This window comes from Streptomyces sp. NPDC044061, assembly GCF_056434305.1.
The window spans coordinates 1-18,076 of sequence record NZ_JBWKFL010000015.1 but is presented as its reverse complement, the minus strand read 5'-3'; the positions used below and the strand labels follow the sequence as shown (position 1 = coordinate 18,076).

Here is an 18,076-nt window from a genome sequence, read left to right as displayed (position 1 = left end):
GCCGGTAGCGGTGGCCTCGTTCTGCTGCCGCGCCCGCGTACTGGCTGGACTGGTACGTGCGTACGTGGATGACACCGGGGTGGGTGGTGGAGCGCCGATGGTTCCGAATCGGGCACGGGGCAGCGTTAGGCTTCTTCTCAGCCATGGGGAAGGGCTTTCTTCCTCGCTGGTCAGGCCCTCGCACTGGGATTGCCGTCCCGGCGGGGGCCGATGCAGGTGTGGCTCGTGGAGTTGTGACGGAGGCAATTGCCCCGGGGCGAGACTGCACGCCCGAGTGGCCACCGCGCCAGCCCGACCAGCCCGTTTCACCCGCGCGAGTGACCTACGCGGGGTTTGGTTACACCCCGAAGTCCCGGACGCGGCACCACGGGATCACGCGCTTGCCGGCTCCGGTGCGAAGTGCGCCGACGCGCCGGCCGGATCGAGTTCCCCCGGGAACGACGGCGGCGGAGTGCCCCGCTCAGGAGCACTCCGCCGTACCTCACGTCGTAGACCGGCGCCTACGGGCACCAGGCCGGCGCTCGCTCGGCCGGGTCACCGGGTCGCCCGCCTCCAGCGCCGCGGCCCGCCGCTTCAGACCGAAGTCCGCCAGGGCCTCCGCCAGCTTGTGCACCGACGGCTCCGGGGCCATCACGTCCACCCGCAGACCGTGCTCCTCGGCCGTCTTCGCCGTGGCCGGCCCGATGCACGCGATCACCGTCACGTTGTGCGGCTTGCCCGCGATACCCACCAGGTTCCGGACAGTCGAGGACGACGTGAACAGCACCGCGTCGAAGCCACCGCCCTTGATGGCCTCACGCGTCTCCGCCGGCGGCGGCGAGGCGCGGACCGTCCGGTACGCCGTGACGTCGTCGACCTCCCAGCCCAGCTCGATGAGCCCGGCGACGAGAGTCTCGGTGGCGATGTCGGCGCGCGGCAGGAACACCCGGTCGATCGGGTCGAAGACCGGGTCGTACGGCGGCCAGTCCTCCAGGAGGCCCGCCGCGGACTGCTCTCCGCTCGGCATCAGGTCCGGCTTCACACCGAACGCGATCAGCGCCTTAGCGGTCTGCTCGCCCACCGCAGCCACCTTGATACCCGCGAAAGCCCGAGCGTCGAGGCCGTACTCCTCGAACTTCTCCCGTACCGCCTTCACCGCGTTGACCGACGTGAAGGCGATCCACTCGTAGCGGCCCGTCACGAGGCCCTTGACGGCACGTTCCATCTGCTGGGGCGTGCGCGGGGGCTCCACCGCGATCGTCGGAACCTCGTGCGGCACGGCACCGTAGGACCGCAGCTGGTCGGAGAGCGAGGCCGCCTGCTCCTTCGTACGCGGCACGAGCACCTTCCAGCCGAACAGCGGCTTGGACTCGAACCACGACAACTGGTCGCGCCGCGCGGCGGTCGAACGCTCACCGACCACGGCTATGACCGGCCGGCCGCCATCGGGCGACGGCAGCACCTTCGCCTGCTTCAGCGTCTGCGCGACCGTGCCGAGCGTCGCCGTCCAGGTCCGCTGCCGGGTCGTCGTACCTGCGATGGTGACGGTCAGCGGGGTGTCCGGCTTGCGGCCCGCCGACACCAGCTCGCCGGCCGCGGCCGCGACCGAGTCCAGCGTCGTCGAGACGACCACCGTGCCGTCCGAGGCGCCCACCTCCGTCCAGCAGCGGTCGGAGGCGGTACGGGCGTCCACGAAGCGGACGTCCGCGCCCTCGGCGTCCCGCAGCGGCACACCGGCGTACGCGGGCACGCCGACCGCGGTCGCCACACCCGGCACGACCTCGAAGGGCACACCGGCGGCGGCGCAGGCGAGCATTTCCTCGGCCGCGTACGTATCAAGTCCCGGGTCCCCGGACACCGCACGGACGACCCGCCTGCCGCCCCGCGCGGCCTCCATGACAAGATGAGCGGCATCCCGGGCAGGGGTCGGGACCGCAGCGGTTGTTGACGTGCCGTCAACGACCGTGAGCTGCGGCGCGCCCGTGCCCGGCGGCGAGACCGAGGAGGGATCGACGTCCGTCCGCACGATGGAGACGCCCTGCCGGGCGTGCGTCCGGATCACGTCGAGCACGTCGTGCTCGGCGACCAGGACGTCCGCGCTCGACAGCGCCTCCACGGCGCGCAGAGTCAGCAGCCCCGGATCTCCGGGTCCGGCACCCAGGAAGGTGACGTGCCCGTGTTCCGGACCGGCGGGAAGGGTGGTGGGGCTCAATGTGCTCGCTCCCCCATCAGACCGGCCGCGCCCTGGGCGAGCATCTCGGTGGCGAGTTCGCGACCGAGTGCCATCGCCTGGTCGTGCGTCTGGGGCACGGGACCGGTGGTGGACAGCTGCACCGTACGGGTGCCGTCGGTCGTGCCGACGACGCCCCGCAGGCGCATTTCCTTGACAAACTGCCCGTCGGCCAGCAAGTCGGCCAGCGCGCCCACAGGGGCGCTGCAGCCGGCCTCCAGGGCGGCGAGCAGTGACCGTTCGGCGGTCACGGCGGCCCGCGTGAACGGGTCGTCGAGCTCGCCGAGCGCCGCGATCAGGTCCGCGTTGCCCGCGGCACACTCGATCGCCAGTGCTCCCTGGCCGGGAGCGGGCAGAACCGTGTCGACCGACAGGAAGTCGGTGACCTCGTCGATCCGGCCCATCCGGTTCAGCCCGGCGGCGGCCAGGACGACCGCGTCCAGCTCACCGTCGCGGACGTACCGGATGCGGGTGTCGACGTTGCCCCGGATCGGGACGGTCGCTATGTCCAGCCCGTGGGCGCGCGCATACGCGTTCAGCTGCGCCATGCGGCGCGGCGAACCCGTACCGATGCGGGCGCCCCGCGGCAGGTCCGTGAACTTCAGCGCGTCCCGGGTGACGATCACGTCCCGCGGGTCCTCGCGCACCGGTACGGCGGCCAGGACGAGTTCCTCGGGCTGCGTGGTCGGCAGGTCCTTGAGCGAATGAACCGCGAAGTCCACCTCGCCCCTCAGCAGCGCGTCGCGCAGCGCCGTGACGAACACACCGGTGCCGCCGATCTGCGCGAGCGCCTCGCGGGAGACATCGCCGTACGTGGTGATCTCGACCAGCTCGACGGGCCGGCCGGTCACCCGGCTCACGGCCTCCGCCACCTGCCCGGACTGGGCCATGGCGAGCTTGCTCCGCCTGGTCCCCAGTCTCAGTGCCTTCTCAGTCATGCCGGTCGGTCCTTCTTGTCTGTGCTGTCGCCGGCCCGGGAGACGGCGGCCACCGTCTCGGGGTCGAGGTCGAAGAGGGTGCGCAACGCGTCCGCGTACCCGGCGCCGCCGGGCTCGGCCGCGAGCTGCTTGACCCGTACGGTCGGCGCGTGCAGCAGCTTGTCGACGACCCGGTGCACGGCCTGCCGGATCTCGCCGCGCTGGCGTTCGTCCAGGTCGGGCAGGCGGCCGTCGAGCCGCGCGATCTCACTGGCGACGACGTCGGCGGCCATGGTGCGCAGCGCGACCACGGTCGGCGTGATGTGCGCCGCCCGCTGTGCCGCGCCGAAGGCCGCGACCTCGTCGGAGACGATACGCCGGACCTGGTCCACGTCGGCCGCCATCGGCGCGTCGGCGGAGGCCTCGGCCAGGGACTCGATGTCCACCAGGCGCACACCGGCCAGCCGGTGCACGGCCGCGTCGATGTCGCGGGGCATGGCGAGGTCGAGCAGGAACACGGCGGGCGCCGGGCGCGGGATCCCGGCCAGCGGCTCGGGCCTGCGGCGCTCGGGGATGCGGCCGACCGAGGCGGCGGTCGCGGCGAGCGCGGCGATCAGCTCGGCGTCGGCCTCGGGGCTGCGCCGGGCGCGACGGTCCAGGGTGCCGTTGTCCACCCAGGCCGCGTGCTGTTCCAGGGTGGCCGCGTCCATGCCGGCCACGGCGGCCTCACCGAGCACGGAGAAGCCGGTCGCGCCCTGCACGGCGGCCAGGTCCAGCGGGCAGTTCTCCTCGTTGCCGACGCTGGTGGGCGGCAACGGGGCCGCGGGCTGCGTGTCCGTGGTGCCGGGGTCGGCGACGGGCTGCCCGGTGCGGGCCTCGACCGCCTGTGCGACCGCCTCCGCCGTGAGCACCAGACCCGTCGCCCCGGTACAGGAGACGACGACATCGGCACGTGTCAGCTCGCCCGGCACCGCGTCCATCGGTACCGCGCGGGCGGCCACGTCCGTGTCGTCGCCCTCGGTCAGGATCTGGGCGAGCCGTTCCGCCCGCTCGAAGGTGCGGTTGGCGACGACGACCTCGGTGACGCCGGCCCGCGTGAGGGTGGCGGCGGCCAGCGAGGACATCGAGCCGGCGCCGATGACCAGCGCCTTCCGGCCCGCCGCCCATGTCCGGACGTCGCCGCCCGCGGCCAGCTGTTCCAGGCCGAAGGTGACCAGGGACTGCCCGGCCCGGTCGATACCGGTCTCGGAGTGGGCGCGCTTGCCGACCCGCAGGGCCTGCTGGAACAGGTCGTTCAGCAGCTTGCCCGCGGTGTGCAGCTCCTGGCCGCGGGCCAGGGAGTCCTTTATCTGCCCGAGGATCTGCCCCTCGCCGACGACCATCGAGTCCAGCCCGCAGGCCACCGAGAACAGGTGGTGGACGGCCCGGTCCTCGTAGTGCACGTAGAGGTAGGGAGTCAGCTCCTCGAGGCCGACCCCGCTGTGCTGGGCGAGCAGGGTGGACAGCTCGGCGACACCGGCGTGGAACTTGTCCACGTCGGCGTACAGCTCGATGCGGTTGCAGGTGGCGAGTACCGCGGCCTCGGTGGCCGGCTCGGCGGCGACCGTGTCCTGGAGCAGCTTGTTCTGGGCGTCCGCGCTCAGCGCGGCCCGCTCCAGCACGCTGACCGGGGCGCTGCGGTGACTCAGTCCCACGACGAGGAGACTCATGCCGGCATCACGGCGGGTACGTCCCCGTCGGGTCCCTGCTCGCCGGACTCCTGGTGAGCGGCGACGGGCGGAACCGTCCCCTCGCTCTCCTCGCCGGCCTTGCGCTGCTCGTGGAAGGCGAGGATCTGCAGCTCGATGGAGAGGTCGACCTTGCGCACGTCGACGCCGTCCGGAACGGACAGCACGGTGGGCGCGAAGTTCAGGATGGAGGTCACACCGGCGGCCACGAGCCGGTCGCAGACCTGCTGGGCGGCACCGGCGGGGGTCGCGATCACACCGATCGAGACGCCGTTGTCCTTGATGATCTTCTCGAGGTCGTCGGTGTGCTGCACCGGGATACCGGCGACGGGCTTGCCGGCCATCGCCGGGTCGGCGTCTATGAGGGCCGCCACACGGAAGCCACGGGAGGCGAACCCGCCGTAGTTGGCCAGGGCGGCGCCGAGGTTACCGATACCGACGATGACAACCGGCCAGTCCTGGGTGAGACCGAGTTCACGGGAGATCTGGTAGACGAGATACTCCACGTCGTAGCCGACACCGCGCGTTCCGTAGGAGCCCAGGTACGAGAAGTCCTTGCGCAGCTTGGCGGAGTTGACCCCCGCCGCCGCGGCCAGCTCCTCGGAGGAGACCGTGGGTACCGAGCGCTCCGACAGCGCGGTCAGGGCTCGGAGGTACAGCGGAAGGCGGGCGACGGTGGCCTCGGGAATCCCTCGGCTACGGGTCGCCGGTCGGTGTGTTCGGCCAGTTGCCACGGTGCTCCTGCGGGTAGAGCGGGGCTGCAGGCGGTCATACGTTCCCGGACCGCCCCGTCGACAGCAGGCTATGTCTTTGTGAACGCGTGCACAAAGATGGTGTCCGATTTGCCCGGCCAACGTGACCGGGGTCACGCGTGCATTCCCGGACGTTCCCCGTAGGGACAAAACGACACACTCCTCGCACATCCCGCCCCCGAGACCAGTCCGCCGTCGATCCTAAGCGACCTCCGGCGGACTCTTGTACTACTCGGTCAGTTCCTTGCGGAGACGGGCCTCGTCCACCCGCCAGAAGGTGTGCTGCAGCCCGTCCACGAGGACGACGGGGATCTGCTCCCAGTACTGGTCGTGCAGCTGCTGGTCCTCGGTGATGTCCTTGCGCTCCCAGGGGACGCCGAGTTCGCCGCAGACCTTCTCGATCACGGCCTGCGCGTCGTCGCACAGATGACAGCCGGGCTTGCGGATGAGGGTGACCAACCGCTCCCGAGGGGCGGCCTTACGCCGGAAGAGGGGACTCATGCCGGCCATTCTCGCGCCTCTTTAACGACGCGGTCGCGGAGAGTTCACACCCTTCAAACCTCTCGACTCCGGAACCACCGAACAAACTGGCTATGCTCACGCCATGGCCGCTCTCGGATGGCTCACTCCCCGTAGGCGCTCCGCCACGGCGCGGAGCGTGTTGGCAGGCGAGGCCTCGGCAGAGGCTGCCCGCAAGTCCTCGCAGGAGGCGCAGGAGGCACAGGAGGCTGCGCAGGCCGCCGAGCGGGAACCGGAGTTCCCCGTGCTCGGCGACGACAAGGCCGCCGCCTTCTTCGACCTCGACAACACCGTGATGCAGGGTGCCGCGCTGTTCCACTTCGGGCGGGGCCTGTACAAGCGGAAGTTCTTCGAGACGCGCGACCTCGCCAAGTTCGCCTGGCAGCAGGCCTGGTTCCGGCTGGCCGGCGTCGAGGACCCCGAGCACATGCAGGACGCCCGGGACTCGGCCCTCTCCATCGTCAAGGGCCACCGCGTGGCCGAGCTGGAGACGATCGGCGAGGAGATCTACGACGAGTACATGGCCGACCGGATCTGGCCGGGCACCCGTGCCCTCGCCCAGGCCCACCTCGACGCGGGCCAGAAGGTGTGGCTGGTCACGGCGGCCCCCGTGGAGATCGCCCAGGTGATCTCCCGCCGCCTCGGCCTGACCGGCGCGCTCGGCACGGTGGCGGAGTCGGTCGACGGCGTCTACACGGGCAAGCTGGTCGGCGAGCCCCTGCACGGCCCCGCGAAGGCGGAGGCGGTGCGCGCCCTGGCCGCCGCGGAGGGCCTCGACCTCTCCCGCTGCGCCGCCTACAGCGACAGCCACAACGACATCCCCATGCTCTCCCTGGTGGGCCACCCCTACGCCATCAACCCCGACGCGAAGCTGCGCAAGCACGCCCGCGAGAAGGACTGGCGCCTGCGGGACTACCGCACCGGCCGCAAGGCGGCCAAGGTCGGCATCCCCGCCGCGGCCGGCGTCGGCGCCGTCGCCGGCGGCACTGCGGCGGCGATCGCGCTGAGCCGCCGCCGTCGGTGAGGGCATCTGTCCCCTGCCGCCGGATTATGCCTCCCTTCCCCCAACACGCCCCCCACTTCGCCGAAACGCGTCCTTTTCCGGTCAACAACCGATCATTCTGCGGAACTTGATAGGGCGTCATTCGGCTACAGAAGCGACGCAATCGGCGATTTGAGCAACTCGGTGTAGCAGGGCCTGCACGAAGCGTTATTCTCCTCAGACGCAAACCGGTACCCCTCCGTCGCTACGACGGGTGAAAGGTTCCGTACTGCACGTGATGGAAGCTCTGCCTCTGGGAGTCCCGTGTACCCACACGTCGGGGTTGACGCCTCGGGCCTGGCTACGCTGCGCACAGCAGTCGCAACGTTCAAAGCGACGCTGCGCGGCTTCGTCCCCACCGCGTACGCCGTCCCCGCCTTCGCCGCCGCCGCGCCCCTCGGCCCGTGCTACGCACTGGCCGAGGGCAGCGCCGCGGTCGGCAGACGAGGCCGTTCCACGGGCACGGCCGGCACCCGCCGCCCGGCTGCCGACAGCGACAGCGCCCGGATGATGGACCTCGTGGAGCGCGCCCAGGCGGGGGAGGCCGAGGCCTTCGGCCGGCTCTACGACCAGTACAGCGACACGGTGTACCGCTACATCTACTACCGGGTGGGCGGCAAGGCGACCGCCGAGGACCTGACGAGTGAGACCTTTCTGCGGGCGCTCCGCAGGATCGGGACCTTCACCTGGCAGGGCCGCGACTTCGGTGCCTGGCTGGTGACGATCGCCCGGAACCTGGTCGCCGACCACTTCAAGTCCAGCCGGTTCCGTCTCGAGGTCACCACCGGCGAGATGCTCGACGCCAACGAGGTGGAGCGCTCCCCGGAGGACTCCGTCCTGGAGTCCCTCTCCAACGCCGCGCTGCTGGACGCCGTACGCCGGCTCAACCCCCAGCAGCAGGAGTGCGTGACGCTCCGCTTCCTCCAGGGCCTCTCGGTCGCCGAGACCGCCCGGGTGATGGGCAAGAACGAGGGCGCCATCAAGACCCTCCAGTACCGGGCGGTGCGCACGCTCGCCCGGCTGCTGCCGGACGACGTCCGCTGACCGGCCGACGCCCACCCGCGTCGGCACTCTGAGCAACACCCAACTAACGCTCAGTGAAAGCCCGTTGCTTTCCCGATCCGATCATCCGCCGTCCGTAACCCAAGTGCCGAGCCGCTCGTTGTGCGGGATACAGGCTCCCTGTGGTCACGTCCTGGCCGACCCTCATCACTCGATCGTGGGAAGTGCTCGTGGGCGTGCAACCCTCAGGACCCCCTGGGGAGTCGACCGTCATGACGAGAGGAGGTGCCGCCAGTGATCGCGAACGTATCGGCGCACCGGCGGGCGAACGCCTTCGCCCAGGCCCTGGAGGAGCAGTCCGACCGGGACACGGCGGCCGAGCAGTCCGCAGCACAGGCGGCTTCGCCGCCGACGACCGAGGAGCATTCCGAGCGGGGCGAGCTGTTGGCCCTCGCGGCGGGTCTCGGCGCGCTGCCCAGGCCGCAGCTCGACCCGGAGGTCAAGGTCGTCCATCGCGCCCAGCTGGTGGCCGCGATGGAGGCCATGCTCCAGGAGGGAACCGGGGCGGCGGATGCGTCGGTGCCCGGCCAGCGTTCCCGGAGCCGGGGTGCGCACAGGGCGAGCCCGCTGGGCAAACTCCGACCGCGTTCGAGGCTGACCAAGGGGCTCGCCGCGGGCGGGCTCAGCGTCGGTGTCGCCGCCGGGGCCTTCGGCGGAGTCGCCGCCGCGAGTTCCGACGCGCTGCCCGGCGACTCGCTGTACGGCCTCAAACGCGGCATCGAGGACTTCAGGCTCAACTACATGAGCGACGGGGACGACGAGCGCGGCCAGACATACCTCGACCAGGCCTCCACCCGGCTGAACGAGGCACGGCGGCTGATGGAGCGCGACCGCGGCGGCCAGCTCGACCACGAGTCCATCGGCGAGATCCGCCGCACCCTGTCCGGCATGCAGCACGACGTGACCGAAGGCCACCGCCTGCTGCACGCGGCCTATGAGCGCGACCCCGAGTCCCTGGGCCCCATCCAGGCCCTCTCCACCTTCTCCCAGTCGCACCGCGAGGCCTGGAGCGCCCTGAGCAACCGGCTGCCCATGCAGCTGGGGGATGTCAAACAGCAGGTCTCGTCGGTGTTCGACGCCATAGACGACGAGGTCGCCCCGCTGCGGTCCCAGCTGCCGCAGGCTCCCGCGCAGTCCGGCGGAGGCTCCCGGCAGGGCTCCGGCTCGACATCCACCGGCTCCTCCGGCGCTCACCGCTCGACCGCGCCCAGCTCGGGCAACACGCCGTCCGCCGGCAAGCACGCGAGCTCCGGCAGCCCCAGTGGCTCGGCCACCGGCGACAGCGGCGGCGGCCTGATCGGAGGCGACACGGGCGGTCTGCTCGACCCGCCGAAGACCGGTTCGGACAGCGGCGCCCCGGCCGTGCCGAAGCTCCCGACGAGCGCGCCGGACGTCACGCTCCCGCCGCTCCTCCCGGGTCTCCTGCCCGGCCTGGGCATCGACAGCGAGAACACCGACTGACGCCTACGGACACCACGACGGGGGCGCCCCTTTCCGAGCAGGGGCGCCCACGTCGCCGTATCTCCGAACCCGCCGACCTTGCGGGCGCCCCCGACGCGTCCGCCAGAGGTCCGTCAGAAGAACACCGACCGCCGCTGCACCAGCAGCTCGGCCGCCTCCGGCGGACAGTCGTCCGTGGGGATCGGCTCGCCGAACTGGATCGTCCACTTGGTCGGAAGCGGAATCGCCCCGAGCGGCCCCAGCCACGGGAACGTCGGCGTCAGCGGGAAGTACGGGAACCCCGGCACCCGCGCGAGCGTCCCCTCCACATCGCCGCCCTCGCGCCGCTCCGCGGGCTTCGCACGGCTGCGCCGGACTCCGTCCGCCGACTCCACCACCCCGGCACGATTCAGAAGAACACCGACCGCCGCTGCACCAGCAGTTTGTACAGCGTGTGCTGGATCTGCTCCCGTACCTGGTCGGTCAGGTTGAACATCAGCATCGGGTCCTCGGCCGCCTCCGGCGGATAGCCGTCCGTGGGGATCGGCTCGCCGAACTGGATCGTCCACTTGGTCGGAAGCGGAATCGCCCCGAGCGGCCCCAGCCACGGGAACGTCGGCGTCAGCGGGAAGTACGGGAACCCCAGCACCCGCGCGAGCGTCTTGGCGTTGCCGATCATCGGGTAGATCTCCTCGGCCCCGACGATCGAGCACGGGATGATCGGCACCCCCTGACGCAGCGCCGTGGAGACGAAACCGCCCCGACCGAACCGCTGGAGCTTGTAGCGCTCGCCGAAGGGCTTGCCGATGCCCTTGAAGCCCTCCGGCATCACCCCGACCAGTTCGCCCTGTCCCAGCAGCCGTTCGGCGTCCTCGGCGCAGGCGAGGGTGTGCCCCAGCTTGCGGGCCAGCTCGTTGACCACCGGCAGCACGAAGACCAGGTCGGCCGCGAGCAGCCGCAGATGCCGGTCGGCCGGGTGGTGGTCGTGCACGGCGACCTGCATCATCAGGCCGTCCAGCGGCAGCGTCCCGGAGTGGTTGGCGACGATCAGCGCCCCGCCCTCGGCCGGGATGTTCTCGATGCCCTTCACCTCGACCCGGAAGTACTTCTCGTACACCGGCCGCAGCAGCGACATCAGGACCTGGTCGGTCAGCTCCTCGTCGTAGCCGAAGTCGTCGACCTCGTAGTCCCCGGTGAGCCGGCGGCGCAGGAACGACAGGCCGCTCGCGATACGGCGCTCGAGCCCGCCGCCGCCGTCGTGCGGCTTCGCCGGCTGCTGTTCCTCCCTGATCACGGGCTCATCATCCTGCGGGACGGCCCTGGTGGGCAGGGGCTGGACCTCGCGGACCGGCACGGCCTCGCCGGCCGCGCCGCGCCTGCTCCCCGCGCCGCGGCGCCGCGACGGCCGCTGGGCGGCGCTCCCCCGGGACCGGTCGTCGTCGAAAGGAATGACCTTGGCGTCCGCCATCGTTGCTGCGCTCCTCAGTTGGCGCTCTGCGTGGGGAGGTGCCCGCTGCCCTTCGCGGCAAGCGCGGCGATCCGGTCGACGGCCCCCGCGAGGGCCTCCGGCGGCAGCAGCCCGGGTCCCTGGCCGCGCGCGAAGTCCGCGAACGTCTCCGCCGTCGTGTACTTGGGCGAGAATCCCAGCGTCTCGCGCATCTGGTCGGTGGCCACCACCCGGCCGTGCGTCAGCAGCCGGATCTGCTCCGGCGAGAAGTCCGTCATCCCCAGCGTACGCACCAGTGAGCCCGCCCAGGTGACCGCGGGCAGCAGCAGCGGCACGATGGGGCGGCCCAGGCGCCTGGAGCACTGGGAGAGCAGCAGCACGCCGTCGCCCGCGATGTTGAAGGTGCCGCTGTTGAGGGTGCCCCGGCGTGGCTCGTGGGAGGCGATCCGCAGCACCTCGATGACGTCGTCCTCGTGCACGAACTGCAGCCGCGGGTCGTAGCCGAACACGGTCGGCAGGACGGGCAGCGCGAAGTACGAGGCGAGCGGGGTGTCCGCGCTCGGACCCAGGATGTTGGCGAAGCGCAGCACGCACACGGCGACGTCCGGCCGCCGCCGGGCGAACCCGCGCACGTACCCCTCGACCTCCACCGCGTCCTTCGCGAACCCGCCGCTGGGCAGCGACTTGGCGGGGGTCGTCTCGGTGAACACGGCGGGATCCCGCGGCGCTGAACCGTAGACGTTCGTACTGGACTTCACCACCAGCCGCTGCACGGTCGGCGACTTCTGGCAGGCACCGAGCAGCTGCATGGTGCCGATGACGTTGGTCTCCTTGACCGTGGCCCGGCTGCCGCCGCCCAGCGCGGTGCCCGTGACATCCATGTGGACGACCGTGTCGGCGCCCGTCTCGGCGAGCACCCGGGCGATGGTGGGCTGCCTGATGTCGGCCTGGATGAAGTCGGCCCCGCCCAGGTGGTGCGCCGGCGGCAGCGCGTCCACGGCGATCACCCGGTCCACCTCGGGGTCACGCTGGATCCGCCGCACGAACCGGCCGCCCAGCTGCCGGGCCACTCCGGTGACGAGCACGACCTTCCCCAAGATCAGCGCCTTCCTTCCCGATCTCGTGCGAAACCTGGTCCCAGCCCGCGTTCCCCGTGTGCGGCCAACTTAGCGGGTCGATGTTGCGCTGTGATGACCACCCGATGCATGAGGTGACGGAAATTCACCAGTTGGAATATGCCCATGCCACCGGGGCTCCCGTGGAATCCACCCGCGGACATGCCTGTGGCCCCCCATCCTCGCGGACGGGGGGCCACAGGACACGCTCTCGCGGCGCCGCTTACTTCTTGTTACGGCGCTGAACGCGCGTGCGCTTGAGCAGCTTGCGGTGCTTCTTCTTGGCCATCCGCTTGCGCCGCTTCTTGATAACAGAGCCCACGACTACCCTCGCTCACTTCTCATCACTCGGTGTTTGGGCGCCATGGGCCCATACGACCTACGAGGGGCCAGCCTACCCGTCCGAGCGCTGAGGTCGTAATCGAGGTGCTCCCAGGGGTTTCCCGGAAGGCCGTCAGGCCGTCTCCACCCCCACATAACTCTCGCGGAGGTACTCGTGTACCGCTTGCTCCGGGACGCGGAAGGACCGCCCCACCCGGATCGCGGGCAGATGACCGCTGTGCACCAGCCGGTACACGGTCATCTTCGACACTCGCATCACCGAGGCGACCTCCGCCACGGTAAGGAACTGAACCTCGTTCAGAGGCCTCTCGCCAGCTGCAGCCATGACACACCTGAACCTTCCGCACTCGACGGGCCACCGGCTTCCCCTTCCGGTGACTCTTCGTCGTTGCGTGCTCACTCCCCAGACTAGGGGCGGGTGGTGCGAGTGGGGAAGAGGTGCACCCAACGGCGGCCTACTGTGACAGACACGCTCGATTGAGTACGTAGCGGGTGAGCGGCCGGTAGTAAACAGACGGCACGGCGTCATCAACCGGAACGGCGACGGCCACGACCCCCTCCGCCTCCCCGACGAACAGCGCGGGATCGTCCGTGTCCGCGAGGCCGATCGCCTCGAACCCCAGCTGACCTGCACCGCAGACCCAGCCGTGGTCACCGATCACCAGCTCGGGCAACGGCCCGCCGGCGTCGGCCGCGGCCGCCAGGGCGACCCGAACCGGGAGCGGCGAGTGGCAGTGGGCACCCGGCTCACAACCGGGGCGCTCGACCTCCGGTTCCCGCACCAGGGCAACACCTCGTACGTAGTCCAGGCGATACGTGCGTAGACCGAACCGGGTCAATATGTCGACAGAGCGACCCTGCGCCGGGGTGAGCACCTCACACCCCACTGCCGACAGCGCGTCCGCCAGGCCACCGTAGAAACCGAGGAGCCGATGCGGATGCCCGGTCCCCAGCAGCACGGGCGCCCCACGCAGGGCGGCATTCCGGATCCGCTCGGCGAAGGCGTCCAGCGCGGCCAGCGTCCGCTCCGGGTCGATCACATCCGGGCCGGAGGTGTGCAGAGGATCGGCCGAAACGCCACACTTGGCCGCCATGAGGTCCAGCAACTCACGCTGTCCCCACTCCCCTTCGGGGTCGACCCCGAGCAACACCCGTGGATCCCGGGCCGCGAACAGCCGATAACTACGAAGACTGTCCTCCCGAGAGGTCGCCACCTCCCCGGCCAGCCGGGCAGCCAGCAGATGCACACGAAGAGCATCGGCGGTCAACACGAATGCGATGGTGACCCATTGCGGACGACCCCGCAGCAGGAACGAAAGAACATCGCACGGTTGGCCCAACGCCAACTTCTCGACCTGGGCCCGCCCGTGTCAGCCGACCGAGACGGGTGCGTGAGTGGGAAACGGGGGTCCAGAGGGTGGAGCCCCTGGCCGCTCACCCGAGACCGACGGGTGCGTGGCAAACAGGCCCCAAGAGCGGCGCAGCCCCGCTCACGCCAACAGCCCCCGCAGCGGAAACGCAGCCCGCCGAGTGGCCAGTACAGCCTGATCCAAGCGATCAGCGGGGTCGTACCCCGCCTCCCAGGAGGCGAACGACACCGGCCACCGCCCATCGGTCATCCGCATCGGAGCGAACTGCCGGGTCCGAGCGAACACCTGCTGCCGCCACTCCTCGGGGATCATCGTCTCGGGAGCGACCTCCCGCCCCGCGGCGATCCCCACCAGATGCGTCCACGACCGCGGCACCACTTCCACCACCGCGTACCCGCCGCCCCCCAACGCGACCCACTTCCCGCCCGCGTACTCGTGCGCCAGCTCGTGACACGCCACCTGCACAGCCCGCTGAGCATCCAGCGAAACGGCGAGATGCGCGAGCGGATCCTCGAAGTGCGTGTCCGCCCCGTGCTGCGACACCAGCACCTGCGGCCGGAAGTCCCCGAGCAGCTCCGGCACCACCGCGTGGAACGCCCGCAGCCACCCCGCGTCCCCGGTCCCGGCCGGCAGCGCCACGTTCACGGCCGCCCCCTCGCCCGCCCCGGCCCCGGTCTCCTGCGGCCACCCGGTCTGCGGGAACAACGTACGCGGGTGCTCGTGCAGCGAGATCGTCAGAACCCGCGGATCCTCCCAGAACGCCGCCTGCACCCCGTCCCCGTGATGCACGTCCACGTCCACGTACGCGACCCGCTCGGCCCCCAGCTCCAGCAGCCGCGCGATGGCCAGGGCGGCGTCGTTGTAGACACAGAACCCCGAAGCGCCGCCGGGCATCGCATGGTGCAGCCCGCCCGCGAAGTTCACGGCATGATCGGCCTCGCCACGCCACACCGCCTCCGCCGCTCCCACCGACTGCCCCGCGATCAGCGCGGACACCTCGTGCATCCCGGCGAAGGCGGGATCGTCCAGCGTCCCGAGCCCGTAGGCGCCGGCAGCCGAATCCGGATCCGCCGACGCGGCCTTCACGGCCCGGATGTAGTCCTCCCGGTGGACGAGCCGCAGCGTCGACTCCCCGGCCGGTTTCGCGGCGACCACCGCCATCTCCCGGTCGAGCCCGAAGGCACCCACCAGCTTCCGGGTCAGCTCCAGCCGGACCGGATCCATCGGATGGTCCGGTCCGAAGTCATAGCCCGTTACTGCCTCGTCCCACATCAGCTGTGCGCGGCCGCTCATGCCCGCCACCGTATCGGTCCGGTTGAGCGGCGAACGACCTGGCGTGCACCAACGTCACCAGCACCAACACCATTGGCACCAGCATGGCGCCCCGATAGCTCCACGCGTCCCCGAGCGCACCCACCAACGGCGAACCGATCAGGAAACCGACGTAGTTGAAGATGTTGAGCCGGGCGATCGCCGCGTCCGAGCCCCCCGGGAACAGCCGGCCCGCCGCCGCGAAGGTCTGGGGCACCAGCACACACAGCCCCAGACCCAGCAGGGTGAACCCGAGCATGCCCACCCACGCGTCCGGCGCCACGGACACCACCGCGAACCCCCCGGCCGCCACCAGCGTCCCGAGCCGTACGACCGTGGCCGCCCCGAGCCGCCGGACCCCGAAGTCCCCGATGGCCCTCCCCACCAGCGTGGTCACCATGTACACGTTGTACGGCACCGTCGCCAGCTGCTCCGAGCTGCCGAGCACGTCCTTCAGGTATTTGGCGCTCCAGTTGGAGACGGTCGAGTCCCCGATGTAGGCGAAGGTCATCACCAGACACAGCGGCAGCAGCACCCTGAAGACGACGTTCCCGCCCTGGCCGGCCCGCTCCTCCACCGGCGCCGGCTCCCCGTCGACGTACCACCGGCTCCCCACCAGCGTGGCCGGCAGCAGCGCGGCCACCACCGGCAGGTACGACACCCACAGCGCGAGATGCCAGTGCGCCCCGACCCAGGCGAGCGAGGCCCCCACGATCCCGCCCAGGCTGTAGACGGCGTGGAAGCTGAGCATGATGCTGCGCCCGTACGACCGCTGGAGGCTGACCCCGAGCATGTTCATGGAGGCGTCCAGCGCCCCCACGGCCAGCCCGAACGCGGCCAGGGCGAGGCCCAGCTCGGCCATCACCCCACCGGCCCCGACGCCGAGCAGCGCCAGCAGCACCACCGGCTGGGACCAGCGCAGCAGCCGACTGGGCCGGACCCGCTTCACCAGCTGCTCGGTCGTCACGCTGCCGACACCGGCGAGGATCGGCACGGCGGCCAGGAAGACCGGCAGCAGCGCGTCGGAGATGCCGTACCGGTCCTGGATGGCCGGGATGCGCGTCACGAGCAGGGCGAAGGTGACGCCCTGGGCGAAGAAGCTGAACGCCAGCGAGGCCCTACCGCGCCGCAGCACATCAGTCATGGCGGCGAGCGTAGGGCCCCGGGCTACCTGTGGGTAGATCCAGCCAAAGATGAATTTCCCTCAGCTTCACCGAGTGGAGACTCCGGCGGCGACGGCGACCTCGGGCTGCCCGGCCTGGTCGGCGCCGGCACCGGCCTCGACCTCTGCGGCCAGCATCCCCTCCATCGGCGCGCTGGCCAGGCCACCGCTGACCACCATGGCGACCGCGATCGTGCCGATCATGACGACCGTGCCGAGCCACACCATGGTGTCCACGGGGATGGTGTACGCGCCCACCACCCGCGCGACACACTCGGCGAACAGCGCCACACCCCAGACGACGGAGAACACCTTCTCCTTCCGCCGGAAGGCCACGGACCCGGCCGCCTCGCCGGACATCAACCGCTGCCAGGCTGCCTCCTTCGCCGCGTCGCCCTTGATGAGGAAGGGCTTCATACCGGCGGTCATCATCGGCTTGCCGAGCTTGACGGAGAGCAGGATCCCGAGGGCGACCGTGCTGCTGATCCCGCTGTCCTTGGCGAGCATCAGCCGCGGGTCACCGGAGACGAAACTCAGCAGCAGCGAGACGACGTTGACCACCAGGATGAGGCCGGCCAGCGCATTGGTCCGCCGCTCCTTGACCAGGCTCCACGCGGTGCGCACGCCCGGCACGACGCTGCTCCAGGCGAGCGCCGCGAAGGTGCTCATCCCGAAGGCCTCCTTGAGGAGGTAGTACGAGCCGAGCGGCACCGCCACGTCCACGAGCAGCGGCTTGAAGTTGTCCAGCACACTCGGGTTCTGCTTCTGGTCGTTGCTCCGGCCCTGGGCCCCCGTGTTCTTCGTCATGCCCCCAGCTTCGCCGCTGGTAGGGGACCGCCAGTAGAAACGATCGTCCGGAGGTCCGCATGACAAATGTCAGGCCTTCAGCGATGACCGCGTCACACCAGCAGGTCAGCCAACTCCCCCATGCTGGAGAACAGTTGGTTCGCCCCGGCGAGCCGTGCGGCCGGTGTCATCGCGGTGAACCCGTACACGTCCATCCCGGCCGCCACGGCCGCCTGCACACCGAGCGGTGAGTCCTCCACGACCAGGCAGCGCTCCGGAGCGGCACCCATCCGTTCGGCCGCGAAGAGGAAGAGGTCGGGTGCCGGCTTGCCGCGCCCCACATCCTGCGAGCTGAAGATCCTCTCCTCCTCGAACCACCGGTCGAGTCCGGTCGTCCGGTGCCCCACCCGGATCCGCTCATGGCTCCCGGAGGAGGCCACGCAGTACGGCACCCCGTCGGCGGCCAACTTCTCCAGCACGCCGTCGGCGCCTGCCACGGGCTTCAACTCCCGCTCGAAGGCGGCGAACACACGCGCATGGAAGACATCGTCGAAGTCGTCCGGCAGTCGCTGCCCCGTCCGCTCCAGCACCAGGTCGTGGATCCGGTGCATCGCCGACCCCATGTAGTCCCGGATGGAGTCCTCGTACGACGTCGGGTGCCCCAGCTCGGTCAGATAGGCGGCCAGGTGCCGGTTGGAGATCGGCTCGCTGTCCACGAGGACACCGTCGTTGTCGAAGATGATGAGGTCGTATCGCATGCCTAGACCCTAAAGGACCCGTAACGCAGAAAACCCCCGCATCTTTCGATGCGGGGGTTTTCCCAAAGATTGTTCGGCGGCGTCCTACTCTCCCACAGGGTCCCCCCTGCAGTACCA

Annotated in this window: 18 protein-coding genes; 3 read left to right on the top strand and 15 right to left on the bottom strand. The window is 70.6% G+C overall.

Annotated features, from left to right (window positions below; all coding sequences use genetic code 11):
- Window positions 1-481: 481 nt before the first annotated feature.
- The 5 genes from AC07CM_RS24420 to AC07CM_RS24400 all read right to left on the bottom strand — a co-directional run bounded on the left by AC07CM_RS24420 (window position 482) and on the right by AC07CM_RS24400 (window position 6,115).
- On the bottom strand, window positions 482-2,191 hold the full coding sequence (locus AC07CM_RS24420; protein ID WP_478878581.1) for a bifunctional uroporphyrinogen-III C-methyltransferase/uroporphyrinogen-III synthase: 1,710 nt from the start codon (window positions 2,189-2,191) through the stop codon (window positions 482-484).
- The gene (hemC, locus tag AC07CM_RS24415) at window positions 2,188-3,147 is read right to left on the bottom strand and encodes a hydroxymethylbilane synthase (protein WP_478878580.1); all 960 of its coding nucleotides are present in this window, start codon (window positions 3,145-3,147) and stop codon (window positions 2,188-2,190) included. Before hemC ends, AC07CM_RS24420 begins: the two co-directional genes overlap by 4 nt.
- A complete protein-coding gene (locus AC07CM_RS24410; protein WP_478878579.1) occupies window positions 3,144-4,835 on the bottom strand; it encodes a glutamyl-tRNA reductase in 1,692 nt (563 codons plus the stop codon). The genes hemC and AC07CM_RS24410 overlap by 4 nt, the downstream gene beginning before the upstream one ends.
- Window positions 4,832-5,587, bottom strand: coding sequence for a redox-sensing transcriptional repressor Rex (locus tag AC07CM_RS24405; RefSeq protein ID WP_478878578.1), 756 nt, complete (start codon window positions 5,585-5,587; stop codon window positions 4,832-4,834). Before AC07CM_RS24405 ends, AC07CM_RS24410 begins: the two co-directional genes overlap by 4 nt.
- Before the next feature lie 246 nt (window positions 5,588-5,833).
- On the bottom strand, window positions 5,834-6,115 hold the full coding sequence (locus AC07CM_RS24400) for a glutaredoxin family protein (RefSeq protein ID WP_478878577.1): 282 nt from the start codon (window positions 6,113-6,115) through the stop codon (window positions 5,834-5,836).
- 94 nt (window positions 6,116-6,209) lie between these two features.
- Here AC07CM_RS24400 and AC07CM_RS24395 point away from each other — a divergent pair, with 94 nt between their 5' ends.
- The 3 genes from AC07CM_RS24395 to AC07CM_RS24385 all read left to right on the top strand — a co-directional run bounded on the left by AC07CM_RS24395 (window position 6,210) and on the right by AC07CM_RS24385 (window position 9,689).
- Window positions 6,210-7,148, top strand: coding sequence for an HAD family hydrolase (locus AC07CM_RS24395; protein ID WP_478878576.1), 939 nt, complete (start codon window positions 6,210-6,212; stop codon window positions 7,146-7,148).
- A 282-nt stretch (window positions 7,149-7,430) separates the two neighbouring features.
- Window positions 7,431-8,210, top strand: coding sequence for an ECF subfamily RNA polymerase sigma factor, BldN family (locus tag AC07CM_RS24390; RefSeq protein ID WP_478878575.1), 780 nt, complete (start codon window positions 7,431-7,433; stop codon window positions 8,208-8,210).
- Window positions 8,211-8,462: 252 nt separating this feature from the next.
- The gene (locus AC07CM_RS24385; RefSeq protein WP_478878574.1) at window positions 8,463-9,689 is read left to right on the top strand and encodes a DUF5667 domain-containing protein; all 1,227 of its coding nucleotides are present in this window, start codon (window positions 8,463-8,465) and stop codon (window positions 9,687-9,689) included.
- Between the two features lie 113 nt (window positions 9,690-9,802).
- Here the strand turns inward: AC07CM_RS24385 and AC07CM_RS24380 are convergent, their stop codons facing one another.
- The 10 genes from AC07CM_RS24380 to AC07CM_RS24335 form a co-directional block, all read right to left on the bottom strand.
- Window positions 9,803-10,066 (bottom strand): hypothetical protein, encoded by a 264-nt coding sequence (locus AC07CM_RS24380; protein WP_478878573.1) that lies wholly within the window; start codon window positions 10,064-10,066, stop codon window positions 9,803-9,805.
- An 11-nt stretch (window positions 10,067-10,077) separates the two neighbouring features.
- On the bottom strand, window positions 10,078-11,136 hold the full coding sequence (locus tag AC07CM_RS24375) for a lysophospholipid acyltransferase family protein (protein ID WP_478878572.1): 1,059 nt from the start codon (window positions 11,134-11,136) through the stop codon (window positions 10,078-10,080).
- A gap of 14 nt (window positions 11,137-11,150) precedes the next feature.
- Window positions 11,151-12,212: an NAD-dependent epimerase/dehydratase family protein gene (locus AC07CM_RS24370; RefSeq protein WP_478878571.1), complete on the bottom strand. Its 1,062-nt coding sequence runs from the start codon at window positions 12,210-12,212 to the stop codon at window positions 11,151-11,153.
- A 241-nt stretch (window positions 12,213-12,453) separates the two neighbouring features.
- Window positions 12,454-12,552: a 30S ribosomal protein bS22 gene (locus tag AC07CM_RS24365; protein WP_003948845.1), complete on the bottom strand. Its 99-nt coding sequence runs from the start codon at window positions 12,550-12,552 to the stop codon at window positions 12,454-12,456.
- Between the two features lie 132 nt (window positions 12,553-12,684).
- On the bottom strand, window positions 12,685-12,897 hold the full coding sequence (locus tag AC07CM_RS24360) for a helix-turn-helix domain-containing protein (RefSeq protein WP_004984898.1): 213 nt from the start codon (window positions 12,895-12,897) through the stop codon (window positions 12,685-12,687).
- A 130-nt stretch (window positions 12,898-13,027) separates the two neighbouring features.
- Window positions 13,028-13,843, bottom strand: coding sequence for a phosphatase (locus AC07CM_RS24355; protein WP_478878570.1), 816 nt, complete (start codon window positions 13,841-13,843; stop codon window positions 13,028-13,030).
- 219 nt (window positions 13,844-14,062) lie between these two features.
- Window positions 14,063-15,235 carry an acetoin utilization protein AcuC gene (locus AC07CM_RS24350; protein WP_478878569.1) on the bottom strand — a complete coding sequence of 391 codons (1,173 nt, stop codon included), beginning with the start codon at window positions 15,233-15,235 and terminating at the stop codon, window positions 14,063-14,065.
- Window positions 15,186-16,397, bottom strand: coding sequence for an MFS transporter (locus tag AC07CM_RS24345; protein WP_478878568.1), 1,212 nt, complete (start codon window positions 16,395-16,397; stop codon window positions 15,186-15,188). Before AC07CM_RS24345 ends, AC07CM_RS24350 begins: the two co-directional genes overlap by 50 nt.
- Window positions 16,398-16,463: 66 nt before the next feature.
- Window positions 16,464-17,222, bottom strand: coding sequence for a VC0807 family protein (locus AC07CM_RS24340; RefSeq protein WP_478878567.1), 759 nt, complete (start codon window positions 17,220-17,222; stop codon window positions 16,464-16,466).
- A gap of 92 nt (window positions 17,223-17,314) precedes the next feature.
- Window positions 17,315-17,959, bottom strand: coding sequence for an HAD family hydrolase (locus AC07CM_RS24335; protein WP_478878566.1), 645 nt, complete (start codon window positions 17,957-17,959; stop codon window positions 17,315-17,317).
- Window positions 17,960-18,076 lie beyond the last annotated feature (117 nt).